We start from the raw sequence: 14,748 nt of genomic DNA on the forward strand, positions 1-14,748 counted from the left end.
ATACATCAGGCTCGTGGTGCTTCGACGTGCCCATATCTGCGTTACCTGAAACTCGATTCATATTGTGCCATCACATGATTGAGATAACTCGATCACTTTTTCTCATGGATTGTTGAACCGGTCACGTGTGACAGTCGTGTACTAGTCATGACCACGCCGATATGTGCCGGGAACGGGAACATACGAGTGGTTGACTGGCTCGCGCTGGAGCTGCGTCACCACGATGTCGATTACGTCTTCGGAGTCGACGGCGCCAACATCGAGGATCTCTACGATGCCGTGCACTACACGCCCGGCATCGAGGCCGTCGTGGCCAAGCACGAGTTCTCGGCGGGCACGATGGCTGACGGCTACGCGCGCGCCACGTCGCGGATGAGCGTGGTGGCCGCGACATCCGGCGGTGGCGCTGTCAATCTCGTTCCCGCGCTTGCCGAATCATATGCAAGCGGGGTTCCGGTTCTTGCGATCGTGGGCCAGCCGCCCCGCCCGCTGGAAGGTAATGGCGCGTTTCAGGACGGGAGTGGGCGTGCCGGAAGCATGGACCTGCAGGCGGTGTTCCGTCCCATCTCCGGCTACTGCACCCGCGTGGAGCACCCGGACGAAATCGCCGAGGCGCTTGCCCATGCCCTGGCCGCGGTTCGGGACGGCCTGCCCGCGGTGCTCTTGATACCTAAAGATGTTCAGCAGGCGCGCCTAAGGTCCCTACCGCAGATGCGGGAGCCGCATGTTCGGCCCGGGGCGGTGCCGGCTCAGCTCGCCGATTTCGCCGAGCATCTGGCCGATACGCCCGGCCGGATCTTGGTGGTAGCCGGGCCGGAGGTGGCGCGGCACAATGCTCGTGACGAGCTATCGGATCTCATCGATCGTCTCGACGCCTTTGTCGCGGTGTCGCCGGACGCCAAAGATGCTGTAGACGGCGAGGATCCGCGACTGCTTGGTGTCATTGGGGTGATGGGACACCCAGCCGTGGAAAGGGTAATGCACCACGGTGTGACGTGTGTGTGCGTCGGCACCACCATGCCCGTGATGACCCGTGGCGGCGTCGACTTCGCAACAACACCGGTGCTCTCGATCGGTTCGGCGACGCCGCACATCGCATCGCGTCACCTGCAAACCGAGGATCTGGTGTCGACATTGACCCAGCTCGCCGCGGCCCTGCCGGCACGCGCGGCCTGCCCCGACAGTGAAACGATCTACGCACCAGCTCATCTCGAACCACCCGCACATGACGGCGAAGGTGTCAGGTACCAGGATGGCATGCACGTCCTGGACCGGGTGATTCCCGCGGAGGCGGACATCTTCGTCGATGCCGGCAATACCGGGGCCGCCGCGGTGCACCACCTGAGCGCCCGGCACCGGGGCCGCTACGTCGTGGCTCTCGGGATGGGTGGCATGGGGTATGCCTTCGGTGCCGGCATCGGCTGCGCTTTCGCGCGGGGCGGCCGCACCGTGGTCGTCGCGGGCGACGGCGCATTCTTCATGCACGGCATGGAGATTCATACGGCAATCGAACATCGGCTGCCGGTGACTTTCGTCATCGTCAATAACAACGCGCACGCCATGTGTGTCACCCGCGAACAGCTGTATTACGGAGGGCAATACAGCTTTAACCGGTTCTCGCCCTCGCACATCGGGGCCGGGCTGGCGGCGATGTTCCCCGGCCTGATGTGCCGTTCGGCCGACACGGTGGCCGACTTCGAGGCCGCCATGAATGCGGCGATGGCCCATAGCGGTCCTTCCGTGGTGGAGGTCATCTGCTCTACCGACGAGATCCCCCCGTTTGCCCCGTTCCTGTCATCTGAGATCGCTAAGGAGAAAACACATGACCGACACGATTACCGAAACATCCAAGCCAGGTCTGAAAGCCTTGCCCGCGCTTAGCGATATCGCCACCGACGCCGGCTCCGAGGACGCACTACCCGGGGTGCACCGCATCGAGACCTCGCCACGTGAGAAGGCGACACCGATCATCATGGACATGATGCGGTCGGTGTATCCGCACGATCAGGTGTTCGGCCCGTTTTGCACCGTCCAGGAGTATGTGGACTGCCCACCCGACGAATTGCATCGATACCTCTCCGATACCCGTTCCCTGGAGGAGTGGACCTACAGCCTGCGCGGCTTCGAGGAGACCGATGAGCCCGGGCTATGGGTCGCACATGACCGCCTGGGTTCGGACACGCTGATCTATACCCGCACGGAATCACACGCCGAATCCGGAACCGTTGATTATCACTGTGCCTGGGATCAGGGCGATCACCTGTGGATGGTCTACCTCATGCGGGTGGTCGATGCGCAGGTCGTGCTCAACAAGCCGGGCTCCGTCGTGCTGTGGACCAACTGCCACCATCCGTTCTATGACGAGAATCCCTATCCGGAAACCGCTCCTCCGCAACGTAAGCCTTGGGTGGGGGACTTCTGGGACATGTTCGGCGCAGGCCACCTGTTGGAACTGCTGAATCTTAAAGCCATCGCCGAATACCGCCACAGCCATGGACTTCCGATCGTTCCGGAGTGGATGAAATGACCGTCAGCATCTTCGATATCTCCAGCTATCTTCCCGAGAATCGGGTCGGCGCAGACTATTTCGCGCAGTATGCCAAGGATGATGACCTGGCCGAGAACGTCATGTTCCGCAGCCCGGCTTACCGGCATCACGTTGCCGCCGACGAGTCCGCGGTGGACATGGCCGAGCGCGCGGTCGCCGGGCTCAAGGAGCGGCACGGCGAGAGTGTGCTGGACGAGGTGGACATTCTCCTGACGCATACCCAGTTGCCCGACCTGCCCTTCGTGGGCTGCGGTGGGGAGGTGGCGAACCGGCTGCAGATCCGCCCGGAGTGGATTCTGGACGTGCACAACGGCGGCTGCGTCTCGTTCGTTCTGATGCTCAAGCTTGTACAGCAGATGATGGCCTCGTCGAGCGCTCGCTCGGCGCTCATCGTGAACATGCAGAATGCGGCCGGCCAGATCTTTGTGCAAGAGCAGGTGCGCTCCGCCGCACAGGCCTCGATACCGGGAGACGGCGCCACCGCGGCGCTGATCACCCGCGACGGGGGTTCCCCCGTCTTGGGTATCGAGACGCGGAACTTCGGGGAGTTCGCCGGAGATATGACGTACGCGGTGACGCCCCATCGCAAGTACTGGGAGGCCGGCCCGGGGCAGGGGCGGGTGGCATTCACCGAGCACAAGATCAGCAAGGTGCTGGCGCGTGGCAACCGGATGGTGCCCGAGGTGGCGCTGGCCGTCTGTGATCGAATCGGGGTTCCGTCAACGGATCTGGACGCACTGGTGACCAACCAGCCCAACCGGATCTTCCTGCGGAACTGGCGCGATGCCCTGCAGCTGCCCCGGGAGAAGCATCCCGACACCTTTGATGAGTGCGGCAACCTGTTCGGGGTGGGTATTCCCCACACGCTCGATCAGGCGATCTCCGATGGGCAGGTCAAGGCCGGCGACACCGTGATGCTGGCGGGATTCGCCCATGCGGGCGACTACGCGGCCGCGGCGGCCGTGCGGTGGGGCGGGAGGGGTCTGTGACGATCAGTCCGCTCCGATTGGCGCTGAACGAAAACCCCTATCGTCCACTGCCATCGGTGCGCGATGCGCTCAGGCATGACATCGGGGAGGTGAATCGGTACCCCGAGTTTCTGCCCGTGGTGCTCCCGAGATTGATCGCCGAACGTGTCGGCATGACGCCTGAGGAAGTGGTGGTGGGGGTTGGGGCCACCGGGGTTGCGCTGCAGGTGTTGCAGGCGTTGTGCCAGCCGGGCGATTCCCTGGTCTTTGCGCATCCGACATTCGACGGCTACCCGATCCTGGCCGATATTGCCGGACTGATCCAGGTGCCGATCCCGCTGGCGGACAACGGGATGACTGATCTGGATGAGCTGCTGGGAGCGGCGTATGACGCCGATGCCGCCGCGGTGGTGCTGTGCCGACCACATAACCCGACCGGAACACTGATACCTGCCGATCAGGTGTATGAGTTTATCCGTCAGGCTCCGCCGACCAGTGTCGTCATTCTCGATGAGGCCTATATCGAATTCGTGGATCCCGATGCACATCTGGACATCCCGCGCCTCCTCGCGATGCACCCGAATCTGGTTGTGTTGCGCACATTCTCCAAGGCGTACGGGTTGGCGGGCCTGCGCATCGGCTATGGGCTGGCCACTCCCGCGGTCTGTGGTGTCATTCGCAGATACCAGCTTCCGTTCGGCATGAACCGCGCGGCCGCGGTGGCGGTTGCGGCGTCGTACGCCGCCGAAGATGAATTGCGGCTACGGGTCGATTCCATTGTTTACGAACGTGATCAGCTCCGGGAACGGCTCGCACAGATGGGCGCACACATCCCGGACTCTCATGCCAACTTCGTGTATCTGCCCGGGCGTGGCGACAGTGAGCCCTGGATGTCCATCCTGGGAACCGATGACGTTGTCGCGAAGGAATACCCCGATGGCGGTGTCCGGCTCACCGTCGGTGATCCGCGCGAGATGGCCATCGTCGCGCGGCGGCTGCTGGAGATCGACGAGATCGGCGAAGGCGCAGCGCCCCAGATGAGTAGACCTGCGTCATAGACTGGTTGGCCGCGGCGATCCGTCCCCCCGATTGCCGGCCCCGAAACGGCAAGGACCGCCGCGGCCAACCCCAACTTCTCAGAACGCGTAGCGGTGGTACTGCGCCATATATCGCAGCGTCGGCGACAGTGACATCGCCTTCGCCAGAAGCCGATAGGCGGTCTTGGTCTTCTGGAAGGCCTCCGAATCGAACGGCGACTCCCATTCGAGCAGTTGCAGCGTGGGTATCGCGCGAATGAGGTCCTCGGGGCGGTCGATGCCCCAATACAGCGTCGCTCCGGACCGGCGCACCACCGCATTCGACCACTGTGTCTTGATGCCGAACCTGTTGAACGCATCGAATTGCAGTTCCCCATAGGGAAAGTGATCAACGATCCGGCGAAACAGTGCGATGCCGTCCGCCTCCGTCAGATACATCGTCAGTCCTTCGCCGATCGCCAGCACCGGGCGGTCACCCCGGATGTGCGCGAGCCACGCCGGATCGGTCACCGATGCGGCGACGACATGGTAGTTGTCGTGTGTGGGATAGAGCTGGCTGCGCAGTGTGGCGACGTCGGGATAGTCGACGTCGTACCACTCGATCCCCGGGCCGGGGTTCAGCCGGAAGAAGCGGCCATCGAGACCACAACCCAGATGCAGCACGACGGCCTCAGCATGCCGGGACAGAAAGGCGCGCGCCCAGCCGTCGAAATGCGCGGAACGAGTCGTGACGGCGGGGGACCTGCCCGCGGTGATGGTCGTCTTGGACCAGTCGTAGTCGATGCGGTCGGCGATATCGCGAGCCAGCCGGTCGCCGAGGATCGGCTCGGGCAGATCGGCATCCAGCGCCTTGGCATAGAACGTCGCCAGCATGGTCTGCGGCGCTCCGCTGAGATCAACATGAATCTTCTCGGGGTGGCTCATGGGGCCGACGCTAATGCCGATTTGGTGGCGCGCAGAGGAGTCTGAACAGTCCCCGGCGTGGTGTTCAGTCCCACCTCTCTAGGCTGAACGTCATGCAACGGATCATCGGTACTGAGGTTGAATACGGCATTTCGTCACCCACGGACCCCGCCGCCAACCCGATCCTCACTTCCACGCAGGCGGTGCTGGCGTACGCCGCGGCGTCGGGGATCCAGCGAGCCAAGCGCACGCGCTGGGATTACGAGGTGGAGTCACCGCTGCGTGATGCCCGCGGCTTCGACCTAGGGCGCACCTCCGGTCCGGCTCCCATCGTCGACGCCGACGAGGTCGGGGCGGCCAACATGATCCTCACCAACGGCGCTCGCCTGTACGTCGATCATGCGCACCCGGAGTACTCGGCGCCCGAATGCACCAATCCGCTGGACGCCGTCATCTGGGACAAGGCCGGCGAGCGCGTGATGGAGGCGGCCGCACGGCATGTCGCCAGCGTGCCCGGCGCCGCCCGGCTGCAGCTCTACAAGAACAACATTGATGGCAAGGGCGCCTCCTACGGCACCCACGAGAACTACCTGATGGACCGCCAGACGCCGTTCTCGGCGATCATCACCGGCCTCACCCCGTTCTTCGTGTCGCGCCAGGTTGTCACGGGTTCTGGTCGTGTGGGCATTGGGCCCTCCGGCGACGACTCGGGCTTCCAGTTGTCGCAGCGTGCCGACTACATCGAGGTCGAGGTCGGCCTGGAAACCACCCTCAAGCGGGGCATCATCAACACGCGCGACGAGCCACATGCCGACGCCGACAAATATCGGCGGCTGCACGTCATCATCGGGGACGCCAACCTGGCCGAGACCTCGACATTCCTCAAGGTGGGTACCACTTCCCTGGTGCTCGACCTGATCGAATCCGGGGCTGACCTGTCGGATCTGGCCCTGGCCCGGCCGGTGTACGCGGTGCATGTGATCAGTCGGGATCCGTCGCTGCGAGCCACTGTGGCGCTGGCGGACGGCCGAGAGCTGACAGCGCTTGCGCTGCAGCGTATTTACCTGGAACGCGTGGCCGAGCTCGTCGCGTCCCGCGACCCGGATCCGCAGGCCGACCATGTGCTGCAGGTGTGGGCCAAGGTGCTCGATCTGTTGGAACGCGATCCGATGGAATGCGCCGACTTGCTGGACTGGCCCGCCAAGCTGCGGCTGTTGGAGGGTTTCCGGCAGCGCGAGAACCTGAGCTGGTCGGCGCCGCGCCTGCACCTGGTCGACCTGCAGTACTCAGATGTGCGGCTCGACAAGGGGCTCTACAACCGGTTGGTGGCCCGCGGATCCATGCAGCGGATGGTCACCGAGCAGCAGGTGCTCGACGCGGTGACCCGGCCTCCGTTGGACACCCGCGCCTACTTCCGTGGTGAGTGCCTGCGCCGCTTCGGTGCCGATATCGCCGCCGCCAGCTGGGACTCGGTGATCTTTGACCTGGGCGGGGATTCGCTTGTCAGGATTCCAACCCTGGAGCCGCTGCGCGGCAGCAAGAGCCACGTGGGCTCGCTGCTGGACTCGGTCGATTCGGCTGCTGAACTGGTCGATCAGCTCACCACGTAACGCGATCGGCGACCCGCGCCAGCGAAACGTCACGCCCTGGGCGCTGCCCGGTAGGCTGAACAGAATCGACCTAGCAGTCAGGAGGCAGCGATGGCGCAGGAGCAGACCAAGCGCGGTGGTGGCGGTGACGAGGACGATGTCACCGACCTGGGAGGACCGGCCGGGCAGGAGCGTCGCGAAAAGCTGGCGGAGGAGACCGACGATCTGCTCGACGAGATCGATGACGTGCTGGAAGAGAACGCCGAGGACTTCGTGCGGGCGTACGTCCAAAAGGGTGGCCAGTGATCTGGCGCGATGACTCGATCGCGCCCCAGCAGTTCACCCGACATTCGCACCTTTCGTCGTTCTCCGAGTACCTGAGGATTCAGGCCCCGGAGTTGCTTCCGGCAGTCGGAAAGGCGTCAAGCGAAGTGATCGCGAACCTGCCGCATGGCACCACCATCGTGGCGCTCACGTACCGCGGCGGAGTCCTGATCGCCGGTGACCGGCGCGCTACTCAGGGCAACTACATCGCCAATCGCGATATCGACAAGGTGCAGATCACCGACAACTATTCCGCGACCGGTATCGCCGGAACCGCCGCCATCGCGGTCGAATTCGCGCGCTTGTACGCCGTTGAGCTTGAGCATTACGAAAAGCTCGAAGGCGTGCCGCTGACCTTCAACGGTAAGGCAAATCGGCTCTCGGCCCTGGTGCGCGGCAATCTGGCCGCGGCCATGCAGGGTCTGGTGGCGGTGCCCTTGTTGGTGGGCTACGACATCGACGACCCCAACGGTGAAACTGCCGGGCGCATCGTGTCTTTCGACGTGGCGGGTGGCTGGCACGTGGAGAGCGACGGCTACCAGGCGGTGGGTTCGGGCTCGATGTTTGCCAAGTCCTCGATCAAGAAGCTGTACAAGCCCGGCGGCGACGCGCTCGGTGCCCTGGCGGTGGCCGTGGAGTCGCTCTACGACGCGGCCGAAGACGATTCGGCAACGGGCGGACCGGATCTGGTGCGCCGGGTATTCCCGACGGCCGTCCGGATCGATTCCGGGGGAGCGGTCCGAGTACCGGAGGCGGACATCGAACGCATCGCGCGCGAGGTCATCGAAAAGCGGACAGAAGTGGCGCGTGCCGAATCAGAATTGCGTGAATCGGGAGGTAAGTCATGACCTTTCCGTACTATGCGTCGGTCGAGCAGCTCATGCGCGACCGTTCGGAGTTGGCGCGCAAGGGAATCGGCCGCGGTCGTTCGGTGGTGGCGCTCACCTACGCCGACGGCGTGTTGTTCGTCGCCGAGAACCCGTCCAACTCGTTGCAGAAGGTCAGCGAGGTGTATGACCGGGTGGGTTTCGCCGCTGTCGGAAAGTTCAATGAGTTCGACCGATTGCGCCGCGGTGGTATTCAGTGGGCCGATATGCGCGGCTATGCCTACGACCGTCGTGACGTGAGTGGACGTCAGCTGGCCAACATCTATGCCGAGGCTCTCGGCACCATCTTCAACGAGCAGGCCAAGCCGTACGAGGTGGAGCTGTGCGTCGGCGAGGTGGCCCACCACGGCCGGGACACCGAGCCCGTGCTGTACCGGATCACCTACGACGGGTCGATCGCCGATGAGCCGCACTGGGTGGTCATGGGCGGGAACACCGAGCCGGTGATCAACTCGCTCAAGGAAAGCTATGCCGAGGGGGCCACGCTCAAGGATGCGGTGGGTTTCGCGGTGAAGGCGCTGCAGGCCGGGGCGGGTGCGGCCAATGGCTCCGCGGAGGGCCGGGTGCTCGGTGGCCTGGAGGTCGCGGTACTGGAGCAGAGCCGTCCACGGCGGGCGTTTCGGCGAATCAAGGGCGCGGCCTTGGAAGCGCTTCTGCCCGAGGACTTCTCACCAGGGCAGACCGAGGGTGGGGGAGATCCCGCACCCGAGTCCGGTGATTCCAAGGACACTAAGGGTTCCAAGGGCTCCAAAGACCCCAAGGACAGTTAACTCGCGCGTTGTCGGCGCCGAGAGTGGCCAGCCCGCGCCGCGGAAGTTATCCACAGCCTGAAATCGATGGAACCGTGCGTGTATGTCGGCGGTCCTACCTGGTATCAAAACGCGTATTGCACCAGGTAGGAGTAGCAATGTCCGTCAACGATCAGGACACGTACATCGATCTCGCGACGCTGCGGCTCGCCGACGGCGCCTGTGAGGCGCTGGCCACCCGCTGCGAGCGGCTACGGAGCTCATTCGCGGGCGTGATCGCGCGTCTGGATGCCCTCGTGCCGGTCAGCCATGCCATCTTCGGGGACTGCGAAGAAGGCCGAGGGTGGGGCCGGGTCGTCCATGACACGGTCCAGGCGCCGACGGGATCCCTGGCGGCCGTCCTCGAGCAGCACCGAACGGCGCTCACCGAGTTCGCCGAGACCTTCCGGCGTATCGGTGATGCCTACCTGGAAGCCGACAGCAGCTCCGCCGACAGTTCCCGGAAGTCCGCGCGATGAGCGGCACCGTACGGCCCGATGAATGGCACGGCGACAAGTGGAGCCACGAATCGATCATGGACATGCAGGCGCGGATGGCGCCCGCGGGTATCACGCGCATCGCCGAAGAGTGGAAAAGCATTCTGGGTGAGCTTGATTCGCTGTTCGCGATCTTTCTGGAAGATGTGACCGCGATGATCGACGAGAGTTGGAGCGGTCCCGGGGCGCAGGCGGCACTGGACACCATGCGGGCATACGTCGAAAACTCGGGTGTTGCGCTCAGGCGCGCGTTCACTCTGTCCGCTGGCCTGGAGGTCCTGGCAGGCGCGACGAGCGAACTGCAGCAGAAGATCACGTCGCCGTCTGCGCACGCAGCGGTCGGACGGATGGGTGTGGACCTTGGGTGGGAAACGCCGGTCGCCCAGAACCTTGGCCGGTGGGAGCAGGCATTGACTCAGGTGCGCACCATGTACAGCGGCCCGGCGGTACAGGCCGGTAATGCGGATGCCGAGCTGATCGGCCCTCAGGAACGACTCCGGTTCGGGTCCGGCACCGACGCGGATGCGGTGCCCGACCGGCGGGCGGATGAGCAGGCCGAGCGAGCCGGGGAATTCCTGGCGCGGTGGGGCGCGGAGTTGAACCCGCAGTCGGCGGTGCTCCCGGCCCACAGCGGTATGCCGCTGCAGCTGCCTCTCACGGTGGCGGGAACACCGGGTAATCCATTCCGGGGCACAGATTTCGGGTTCGGTTCGTCCGCCGGATCGGAGGCGGACGAACGTGGCGAGGACGACGTCTACGCGGGCCAGAACTGGATGCGCGATCCGCTCTGGCGCGAGAACCCAACCCGCAGTGTTGGGTTCGAATCGGCGACGCCGACGGGCCGGCAGCCACTTTCTCCCGACCGGATGCCGACGTTCGGTTCGGGACCCACCGCGGCGAATGCCGGCGGTGTCGGCGCGGGAGCGACGACACGGGCGTGGGGCGCCATGATGCCGATGATGGGTGCCTATCCGGCGCACGCAAACCAGCGGCGCGGTGACGACAACGAGCACTACAGCCCGAGATATCTCGTCAACAGCGACAACACTCGAGAGCTGCTCGGGGAGTTACCCAAGGGCTCGGCCCCCGTCATCGGGTTATGGGAGGGCGGTACCGCCGACGACGATTTCGGGCCCCCGCCGCGGCATGGGTTTCGTTCGCGCTGAGTCGGACCCTTGAGGGTTTGGGTTTGCGCCGGTATCAATACCGGGTGCCTTCGACGCCCTCTGCTGATAGCTGCTGTTGCCTGACGCCGTCCCGTAGCGCCTAGTCACAGAAAGCCGTCTGCATCGTGTCCGTATTCGTTGACATCGTTCCCCCCGAAGAATCGCCCGCCGAATCGAAGAAAGTCGCTGCGCGCCCGTCGCAATGGCGCCGCCGGCTGACTAATGCCGCCCTGCCTCTGCTGTCGGTGGTCGCCTTCGTCGGCATCTGGCAGCTGGCAGCGGCAAGCGGTATCTGGAACCAGACCTTTGTGCCGTATCCGAGCACCGTCTGGGACGCATTCATCGAGGTCTCCACCAACCACGACGGCGTCCATGGGTACGGCGGCTATCTACTGGCCGAGCACCTGTACATGACGCTGCGCCGCTTGCTTTTCGGTGTGCTCATCGGTGTCACCGGCGGCGTGCTGCTGGGCCTGGTCATGGGATCGGTCGGCTGGGTGCGCAGTGTCCTGGAACCCTGGCTGACCTTCCTGCGCACGCTGCCTCCGCTGGCCTACTTCTTCCTGTTGGTCATCTGGCTGGGTATCGACGAGGCCCCCAAGATCACGCTGCTGGCGTTGGCGGCGCTGCCCCCCGCCGCAGTCGCTACCACGGCAGCCGTGGTCGCGGCACCAGTAGGGCTAGTGGAGGCCGCCCGCGCCCTGGGCGCCACCCGCTGGCAGGTGGTCCGCGACGTGGTCATCCCCTCGGCGCTGCCCGAGACATTCACCGGGGTGCGCCTGGCGGTGGGTATGGCCTATTCCTCGGTGGTCGCCGCCGAACTGTTCAACGGCATACCCGGCATCGGCGGTCTGGTGAAAGACGCCAGTAACTACAACAACACCCCGGTGGTGCTCGTCGGAATCTTCTCGATCGGGATCTCGGGGCTGGTGATCGACGCGGCATTGCGCGCCGTCGAGCGCCGTGCGGTGCCGTGGAGGGGAAAGGTATGAGACCGGGCCGAATCGCGGCGGCGCTGCTGGTGGCGATAGGGGTGCTGTCCGGATGTGCCATCGACCACTCCGGCCTGCAGGATGGCAAACCGACCATCCGGATCGGCTATCAGAACTTCCCCAGCGGCGACCTGGTGGTCAAGCAAAATCGTTGGCTGGAAACGGCTTTGCCCGAATACAACATCAAATGGACTCGATTCGACTCGGGCGCCGATGTCAACACCGCATTCATCGCCAGGGAACTGGACTTCGGGTCCCTGGGTTCGAGTCCTTTCGCGCGAGGGTTATCGGCCCCGTTGAACATCCCGTACCGCCTGGCGTTCGTTCTCGATGTCGCGGGGGATAACGAGGCCCTGGTGGCCAGCAATCGCAGCGGTGTCACGACGATCGCCGGTCTCAAGGGCAAGCGGGTGGGCACCCCCTTCGCCTCCACCGCGCATTACAGCCTGCTGGCCGCATTGGCTCAGAACGGACTGTCGGCCAAGGATGTTCAGCTGGTGGACCTGCAGCCGCAGGCCGCGCTGGCCGCCTTCGATCGCGGCGACGTGGATGCCGTCTACACCTGGTTGCCCACAGTCGACCAGGTGCGCAAGAACGGCAGAGACCTCATCACCAGCCGACAGCTGGCCCAGGGGAGCAAGCCCACCCTGGACCTTGCTGCGGTGGCCAACGCCTTCTCCGACGCACACCCGGAGATTGTCGATGTGTGGCGCCAGCAACAGGCGCGGGCGCTCAGACTCATCCACGACGATCCAAGCACCGCCGCCAAGGCGATCGCCGCGGAGAACGGGCTCACCCCGCAGGAGGTGGCCGGCCAGCTCAAGCAGGGCATCTACCTCACTCCCGGCGAGATCGCCTCACCGAAATGGCTTGGTGAGGAAGGGAAGCCGGGCCATATCGCCGTGGACCTGCAGAGCGCGTCGCTGTTTCTGGCCGAACAAAAACAGATTCCTACCGCCGCGCCGCTTTCGACGTTCGAGAATGCCGTCTACACGAAGGGTCTGCCCGGTGTCATTAGTCGATGATGTGGAAGCCGCCACGGAGGAACGGAGCACCGGATCCATCCGGATCAGCGGTGTCACGCACCGGTACGGCAGCGGCGCGGCCCGGACGACAGCGCTGGGCCCGGTGGACCTGACTGTCGATCCGGGGACTTTTCTCGTGCTGGTCGGGGCTTCCGGCTGCGGTAAGAGCACCCTGCTGCGGCTCCTGGCCGGATTCGAGTCGCCCAGCGAAGGGGCCGTACAAGTGGCAGGCGACGCACCCACGCCCGGCATCACCTCCGGGGTCGTGTTCCAGCAGCCGCGTCTGTTTCCCTGGCGCACGGTTGGGGGAAATGTCGAGCTGGCCCTGAAATACGCGAAGGTGCCTCGGGAACGGTGGGGGCAACGTCGTGACCAGCTGCTGGCCCGTGTCGGGCTGGAAGGCACTGCCGGGCGGCGCATCTGGGAGATCAGCGGCGGCCAGCAGCAACGGGTGGCCATCGCCCGCGCCCTCGCCGCGGAGACTCCGCTGTTTCTGCTCGACGAGCCATTCGCGGCGCTGGACGCACTCACCCGCGAACGCCTCCAAGAGGATGTTCGTCAGGTCAGCGCCGAGTCGGGCCGTACCACCGTGTTCGTCACGCACAGCGCCGACGAGGCCGCCTTCCTCGGATCGCGCATCGTGGTGCTGACCCGCCGTCCAGGGCAAGTGGCACTGGACATCCCGGTGAACCTGCCCAGAACCGGCATCGACCCGGACGATCTACGCCGTTCCCCCGAATACGCCGAACTGCGCACCGAAGTGGGCAAGGCCGTGAAAGCCGCGGCCGCCTAGCCGTTGTGCGGGTGCTCGCGCAAGAGCGCCGCGGCTTCGGTCTGGTACGCGTGCTCTGCCCATTGCGCAGGTGTTGACCCAAAGCGGGTATCGGCAATCGCGCGATCGGCCCCGGCCTCCAGAAGTTGGCGAATCAGCACCAGATCACCGGCCCAGGCCGCCTGGTGCAGCGGTGTCGCACCTTCTTCGTCGCGGGCATTGACGTCGATGGGGAAGGAGGGCGTCACGACAGTGACGCCCGCGGTATCGATTCCGTGCCGCGCGAGCAGCTCCAGACGATCGGCGAACCCATGCTCGGCGGCCCAGGTGACCTGCCGCCGCCACATCTGCTCGCGGGTCTCCATGGCTTCGCCCAGGCGACGCTCCCATGGGCTCGGGCCGGCATCGGCCAACCCGTGCGAGAACAGCAGCTCCAGATGCGAATCGTCGGGACGGAACATCCTGTTGTAGAGGGTCTGCTGGTCCACCGGGTGTGCACCCCGCCGCAGCAGCACGGTGGCCAGTGCCTCGGCGAAGGGGTGGCGGGGCTGGCGTCGGGGCCCCTGCTCACCCTCACCGAACACCCCCGTCAACACGGTGAACGGGGTGGACAGTCCGCGCCACAGATATCCCGAGTTCGGGTCGGCGCCGCCATCGAGAAGAAGGTGCGCGGCCGCGAGCGTGTCGTCCATGGTGCGGCCCAGTGGTGCCCGTGCATAGCAGAGGTACGTCAGCGGGGACCAGTCGTACGGACCGCCGCTCGTGGTCGCCAGTGCCGGTTGCGCCGCCAGGTGATGTGCGAGCGCGACCGGGTCGGCGGCGGAGGCGGCGGCCCACACATGCCGATCCACCAGCGCGGGATCGGCGGCCACCAGATCGGCCGCTGCCTGCCAGCGCGGAGGTTCGTCGTCCTCGTCATACCGTAACGAGGCGAGGGCGCAGAACCGGTCGGCGATGTCGAGGCCCGGTTCATGGACTGCGCTCGGATCGGTGCTGAGTCCGGCGGCAAGCTCGACATAGCGCACGAGCGCGGGCCAGCCGGTGAATCCGGAGCGGCGGGCCACCGTCAACTGGGCATCGTGCAGCGCGAATTGCTCACCCGCCAAGGCGATATCGGGGCGTGGATGGTGCTGACGCACCGCGTCGACTGCCACGGGGTCTGCGGTGCGCACCGCGCGCTGCAGTTGGCGCGCGTCATCGCGGACGCGATCGAGTGACGGATTGGTGGGAAGGGTGCTGGCCATGACGGCCT

Annotated in this window: 15 protein-coding genes; 13 read left to right on the plus strand and 2 right to left on the minus strand. The window is 65.2% G+C overall.

Annotated features, from left to right (window positions below):
- Positions 1-147 precede the first annotated feature (147 nt).
- Genes DSM43276_RS09430 through DSM43276_RS09445 form a run of 4 tightly spaced genes read left to right on the plus strand, consistent with a single transcriptional unit; the run spans position 148 to position 4,574 of the window.
- Entirely contained in the window at positions 148-1,881 is a 1,734-nt protein-coding gene (locus DSM43276_RS09430; RefSeq protein ID WP_078329121.1) for a thiamine pyrophosphate-binding protein, read from the plus strand.
- Entirely contained in the window at positions 1,868-2,527 is a 660-nt protein-coding gene (locus DSM43276_RS09435) for an SRPBCC family protein (RefSeq protein WP_169053100.1), read from the plus strand. The genes DSM43276_RS09430 and DSM43276_RS09435 overlap by 14 nt, the downstream gene beginning before the upstream one ends.
- Entirely contained in the window at positions 2,524-3,537 is a 1,014-nt protein-coding gene (locus tag DSM43276_RS09440) for a 3-oxoacyl-ACP synthase III family protein (RefSeq protein ID WP_078329119.1), read from the plus strand. Before DSM43276_RS09435 ends, DSM43276_RS09440 begins: the two co-directional genes overlap by 4 nt.
- Complete coding sequence (locus DSM43276_RS09445) at positions 3,516-4,574, plus strand: aminotransferase class I/II-fold pyridoxal phosphate-dependent enzyme (protein WP_078329118.1); 1,059 nt, start codon at positions 3,516-3,518, stop codon at positions 4,572-4,574. The genes DSM43276_RS09440 and DSM43276_RS09445 overlap by 22 nt, the downstream gene beginning before the upstream one ends.
- A 78-nt stretch (positions 4,575-4,652) precedes the next feature.
- Here DSM43276_RS09445 and DSM43276_RS09450 read toward each other — a convergent pair whose 3' ends face one another.
- Complete coding sequence (locus DSM43276_RS09450) at positions 4,653-5,477, minus strand: class I SAM-dependent methyltransferase (RefSeq protein ID WP_078329117.1); 825 nt, start codon at positions 5,475-5,477, stop codon at positions 4,653-4,655.
- A gap of 92 nt (positions 5,478-5,569) precedes the next feature.
- Here DSM43276_RS09450 and dop point away from each other — a divergent pair, with 92 nt between their 5' ends.
- The 9 genes from dop (at position 5,570) to DSM43276_RS09495 (ending at position 13,517) form a co-directional block, all read left to right on the plus strand.
- A complete protein-coding gene (dop, locus tag DSM43276_RS09455) occupies positions 5,570-7,066 on the plus strand; it encodes a depupylase/deamidase Dop (protein WP_078329116.1) in 1,497 nt (498 codons plus the stop codon).
- A gap of 90 nt (positions 7,067-7,156) precedes the next feature.
- Positions 7,157-7,351 (plus strand): ubiquitin-like protein Pup, encoded by a 195-nt coding sequence (locus DSM43276_RS09460; protein WP_078302065.1) that lies wholly within the window; start codon positions 7,157-7,159, stop codon positions 7,349-7,351.
- Positions 7,348-8,217 (plus strand): proteasome subunit beta, encoded by an 870-nt coding sequence (gene prcB / locus DSM43276_RS09465; protein ID WP_078329115.1) that lies wholly within the window; start codon positions 7,348-7,350, stop codon positions 8,215-8,217. Before DSM43276_RS09460 ends, prcB begins: the two co-directional genes overlap by 4 nt.
- On the plus strand, positions 8,214-9,026 hold the full coding sequence (gene prcA, locus DSM43276_RS09470; RefSeq protein ID WP_078329114.1) for a proteasome subunit alpha: 813 nt from the start codon (positions 8,214-8,216) through the stop codon (positions 9,024-9,026). The genes prcB and prcA overlap by 4 nt, the downstream gene beginning before the upstream one ends.
- 137 nt (positions 9,027-9,163) lie before the next feature.
- Positions 9,164-9,523 carry a hypothetical protein gene (locus tag DSM43276_RS09475; protein ID WP_078329113.1) on the plus strand — a complete coding sequence of 120 codons (360 nt, stop codon included), beginning with the start codon at positions 9,164-9,166 and terminating at the stop codon, positions 9,521-9,523.
- Positions 9,520-10,707, plus strand: a complete 1,188-nt coding sequence (locus DSM43276_RS09480) for a hypothetical protein (RefSeq protein WP_078329112.1) — start codon at positions 9,520-9,522, stop codon at positions 10,705-10,707. The genes DSM43276_RS09475 and DSM43276_RS09480 overlap by 4 nt, the downstream gene beginning before the upstream one ends.
- A gap of 125 nt (positions 10,708-10,832) precedes the next feature.
- Positions 10,833-11,699, plus strand: a complete 867-nt coding sequence (locus DSM43276_RS09485) for an ABC transporter permease (protein WP_078329111.1) — start codon at positions 10,833-10,835, stop codon at positions 11,697-11,699.
- Positions 11,696-12,724 (plus strand): taurine ABC transporter substrate-binding protein, encoded by a 1,029-nt coding sequence (locus DSM43276_RS09490; protein WP_078329110.1) that lies wholly within the window; start codon positions 11,696-11,698, stop codon positions 12,722-12,724. The genes DSM43276_RS09485 and DSM43276_RS09490 overlap by 4 nt, the downstream gene beginning before the upstream one ends.
- Positions 12,708-13,517, plus strand: a complete 810-nt coding sequence (locus tag DSM43276_RS09495; RefSeq protein WP_078329109.1) for an ABC transporter ATP-binding protein — start codon at positions 12,708-12,710, stop codon at positions 13,515-13,517. The genes DSM43276_RS09490 and DSM43276_RS09495 overlap by 17 nt, the downstream gene beginning before the upstream one ends.
- Here the strand turns inward: DSM43276_RS09495 and DSM43276_RS09500 are convergent.
- Positions 13,514-14,740, minus strand: a complete 1,227-nt coding sequence (locus DSM43276_RS09500) for an ankyrin repeat domain-containing protein (protein ID WP_078329108.1) — start codon at positions 14,738-14,740, stop codon at positions 13,514-13,516. The two genes, DSM43276_RS09495 and DSM43276_RS09500, sit on opposite strands and share 4 nt — an antisense overlap.
- Between the last annotated feature and the right edge of the window lie 8 nt (positions 14,741-14,748).

The organism is Mycobacteroides salmoniphilum, assembly GCF_004924335.1.
Taxonomy (GTDB): domain Bacteria; phylum Actinomycetota; class Actinomycetes; order Mycobacteriales; family Mycobacteriaceae; genus Mycobacterium; species Mycobacterium salmoniphilum.

What these genes read in the sequence shown, in the direction of transcription:
- DSM43276_RS09430 (WP_078329121.1), top strand. Translation starts at nt 148, where the DNA reads ATGACCACGCCGATATGTGCCGGGAACGGGAACATACGAGTGGTTGAC.
- DSM43276_RS09440 (WP_078329119.1), top strand. Translation starts at nt 2,524, where the DNA reads ATGACCGTCAGCATCTTCGATATCTCCAGCTATCTTCCCGAGAATCGG.
- DSM43276_RS09450 (WP_078329117.1), bottom strand. Translation starts at nt 5,477, where the DNA reads ATGAGCCACCCCGAGAAGATTCATGTTGATCTCAGCGGAGCGCCGCAG.
- dop (WP_078329116.1), top strand. Translation starts at nt 5,570, where the DNA reads ATGCAACGGATCATCGGTACTGAGGTTGAATACGGCATTTCGTCACCC.
- DSM43276_RS09460 (WP_078302065.1), top strand. Translation starts at nt 7,157, where the DNA reads ATGGCGCAGGAGCAGACCAAGCGCGGTGGTGGCGGTGACGAGGACGAT.
- prcA (WP_078329114.1), top strand. Translation starts at nt 8,214, where the DNA reads ATGACCTTTCCGTACTATGCGTCGGTCGAGCAGCTCATGCGCGACCGT.
- DSM43276_RS09475 (WP_078329113.1), top strand. Translation starts at nt 9,164, where the DNA reads ATGTCCGTCAACGATCAGGACACGTACATCGATCTCGCGACGCTGCGG.
- DSM43276_RS09480 (WP_078329112.1), top strand. Translation starts at nt 9,520, where the DNA reads ATGAGCGGCACCGTACGGCCCGATGAATGGCACGGCGACAAGTGGAGC.
- DSM43276_RS09490 (WP_078329110.1), top strand. Translation starts at nt 11,696, where the DNA reads ATGAGACCGGGCCGAATCGCGGCGGCGCTGCTGGTGGCGATAGGGGTG.
- DSM43276_RS09500 (WP_078329108.1), bottom strand. Translation starts at nt 14,740, where the DNA reads ATGGCCAGCACCCTTCCCACCAATCCGTCACTCGATCGCGTCCGCGAT.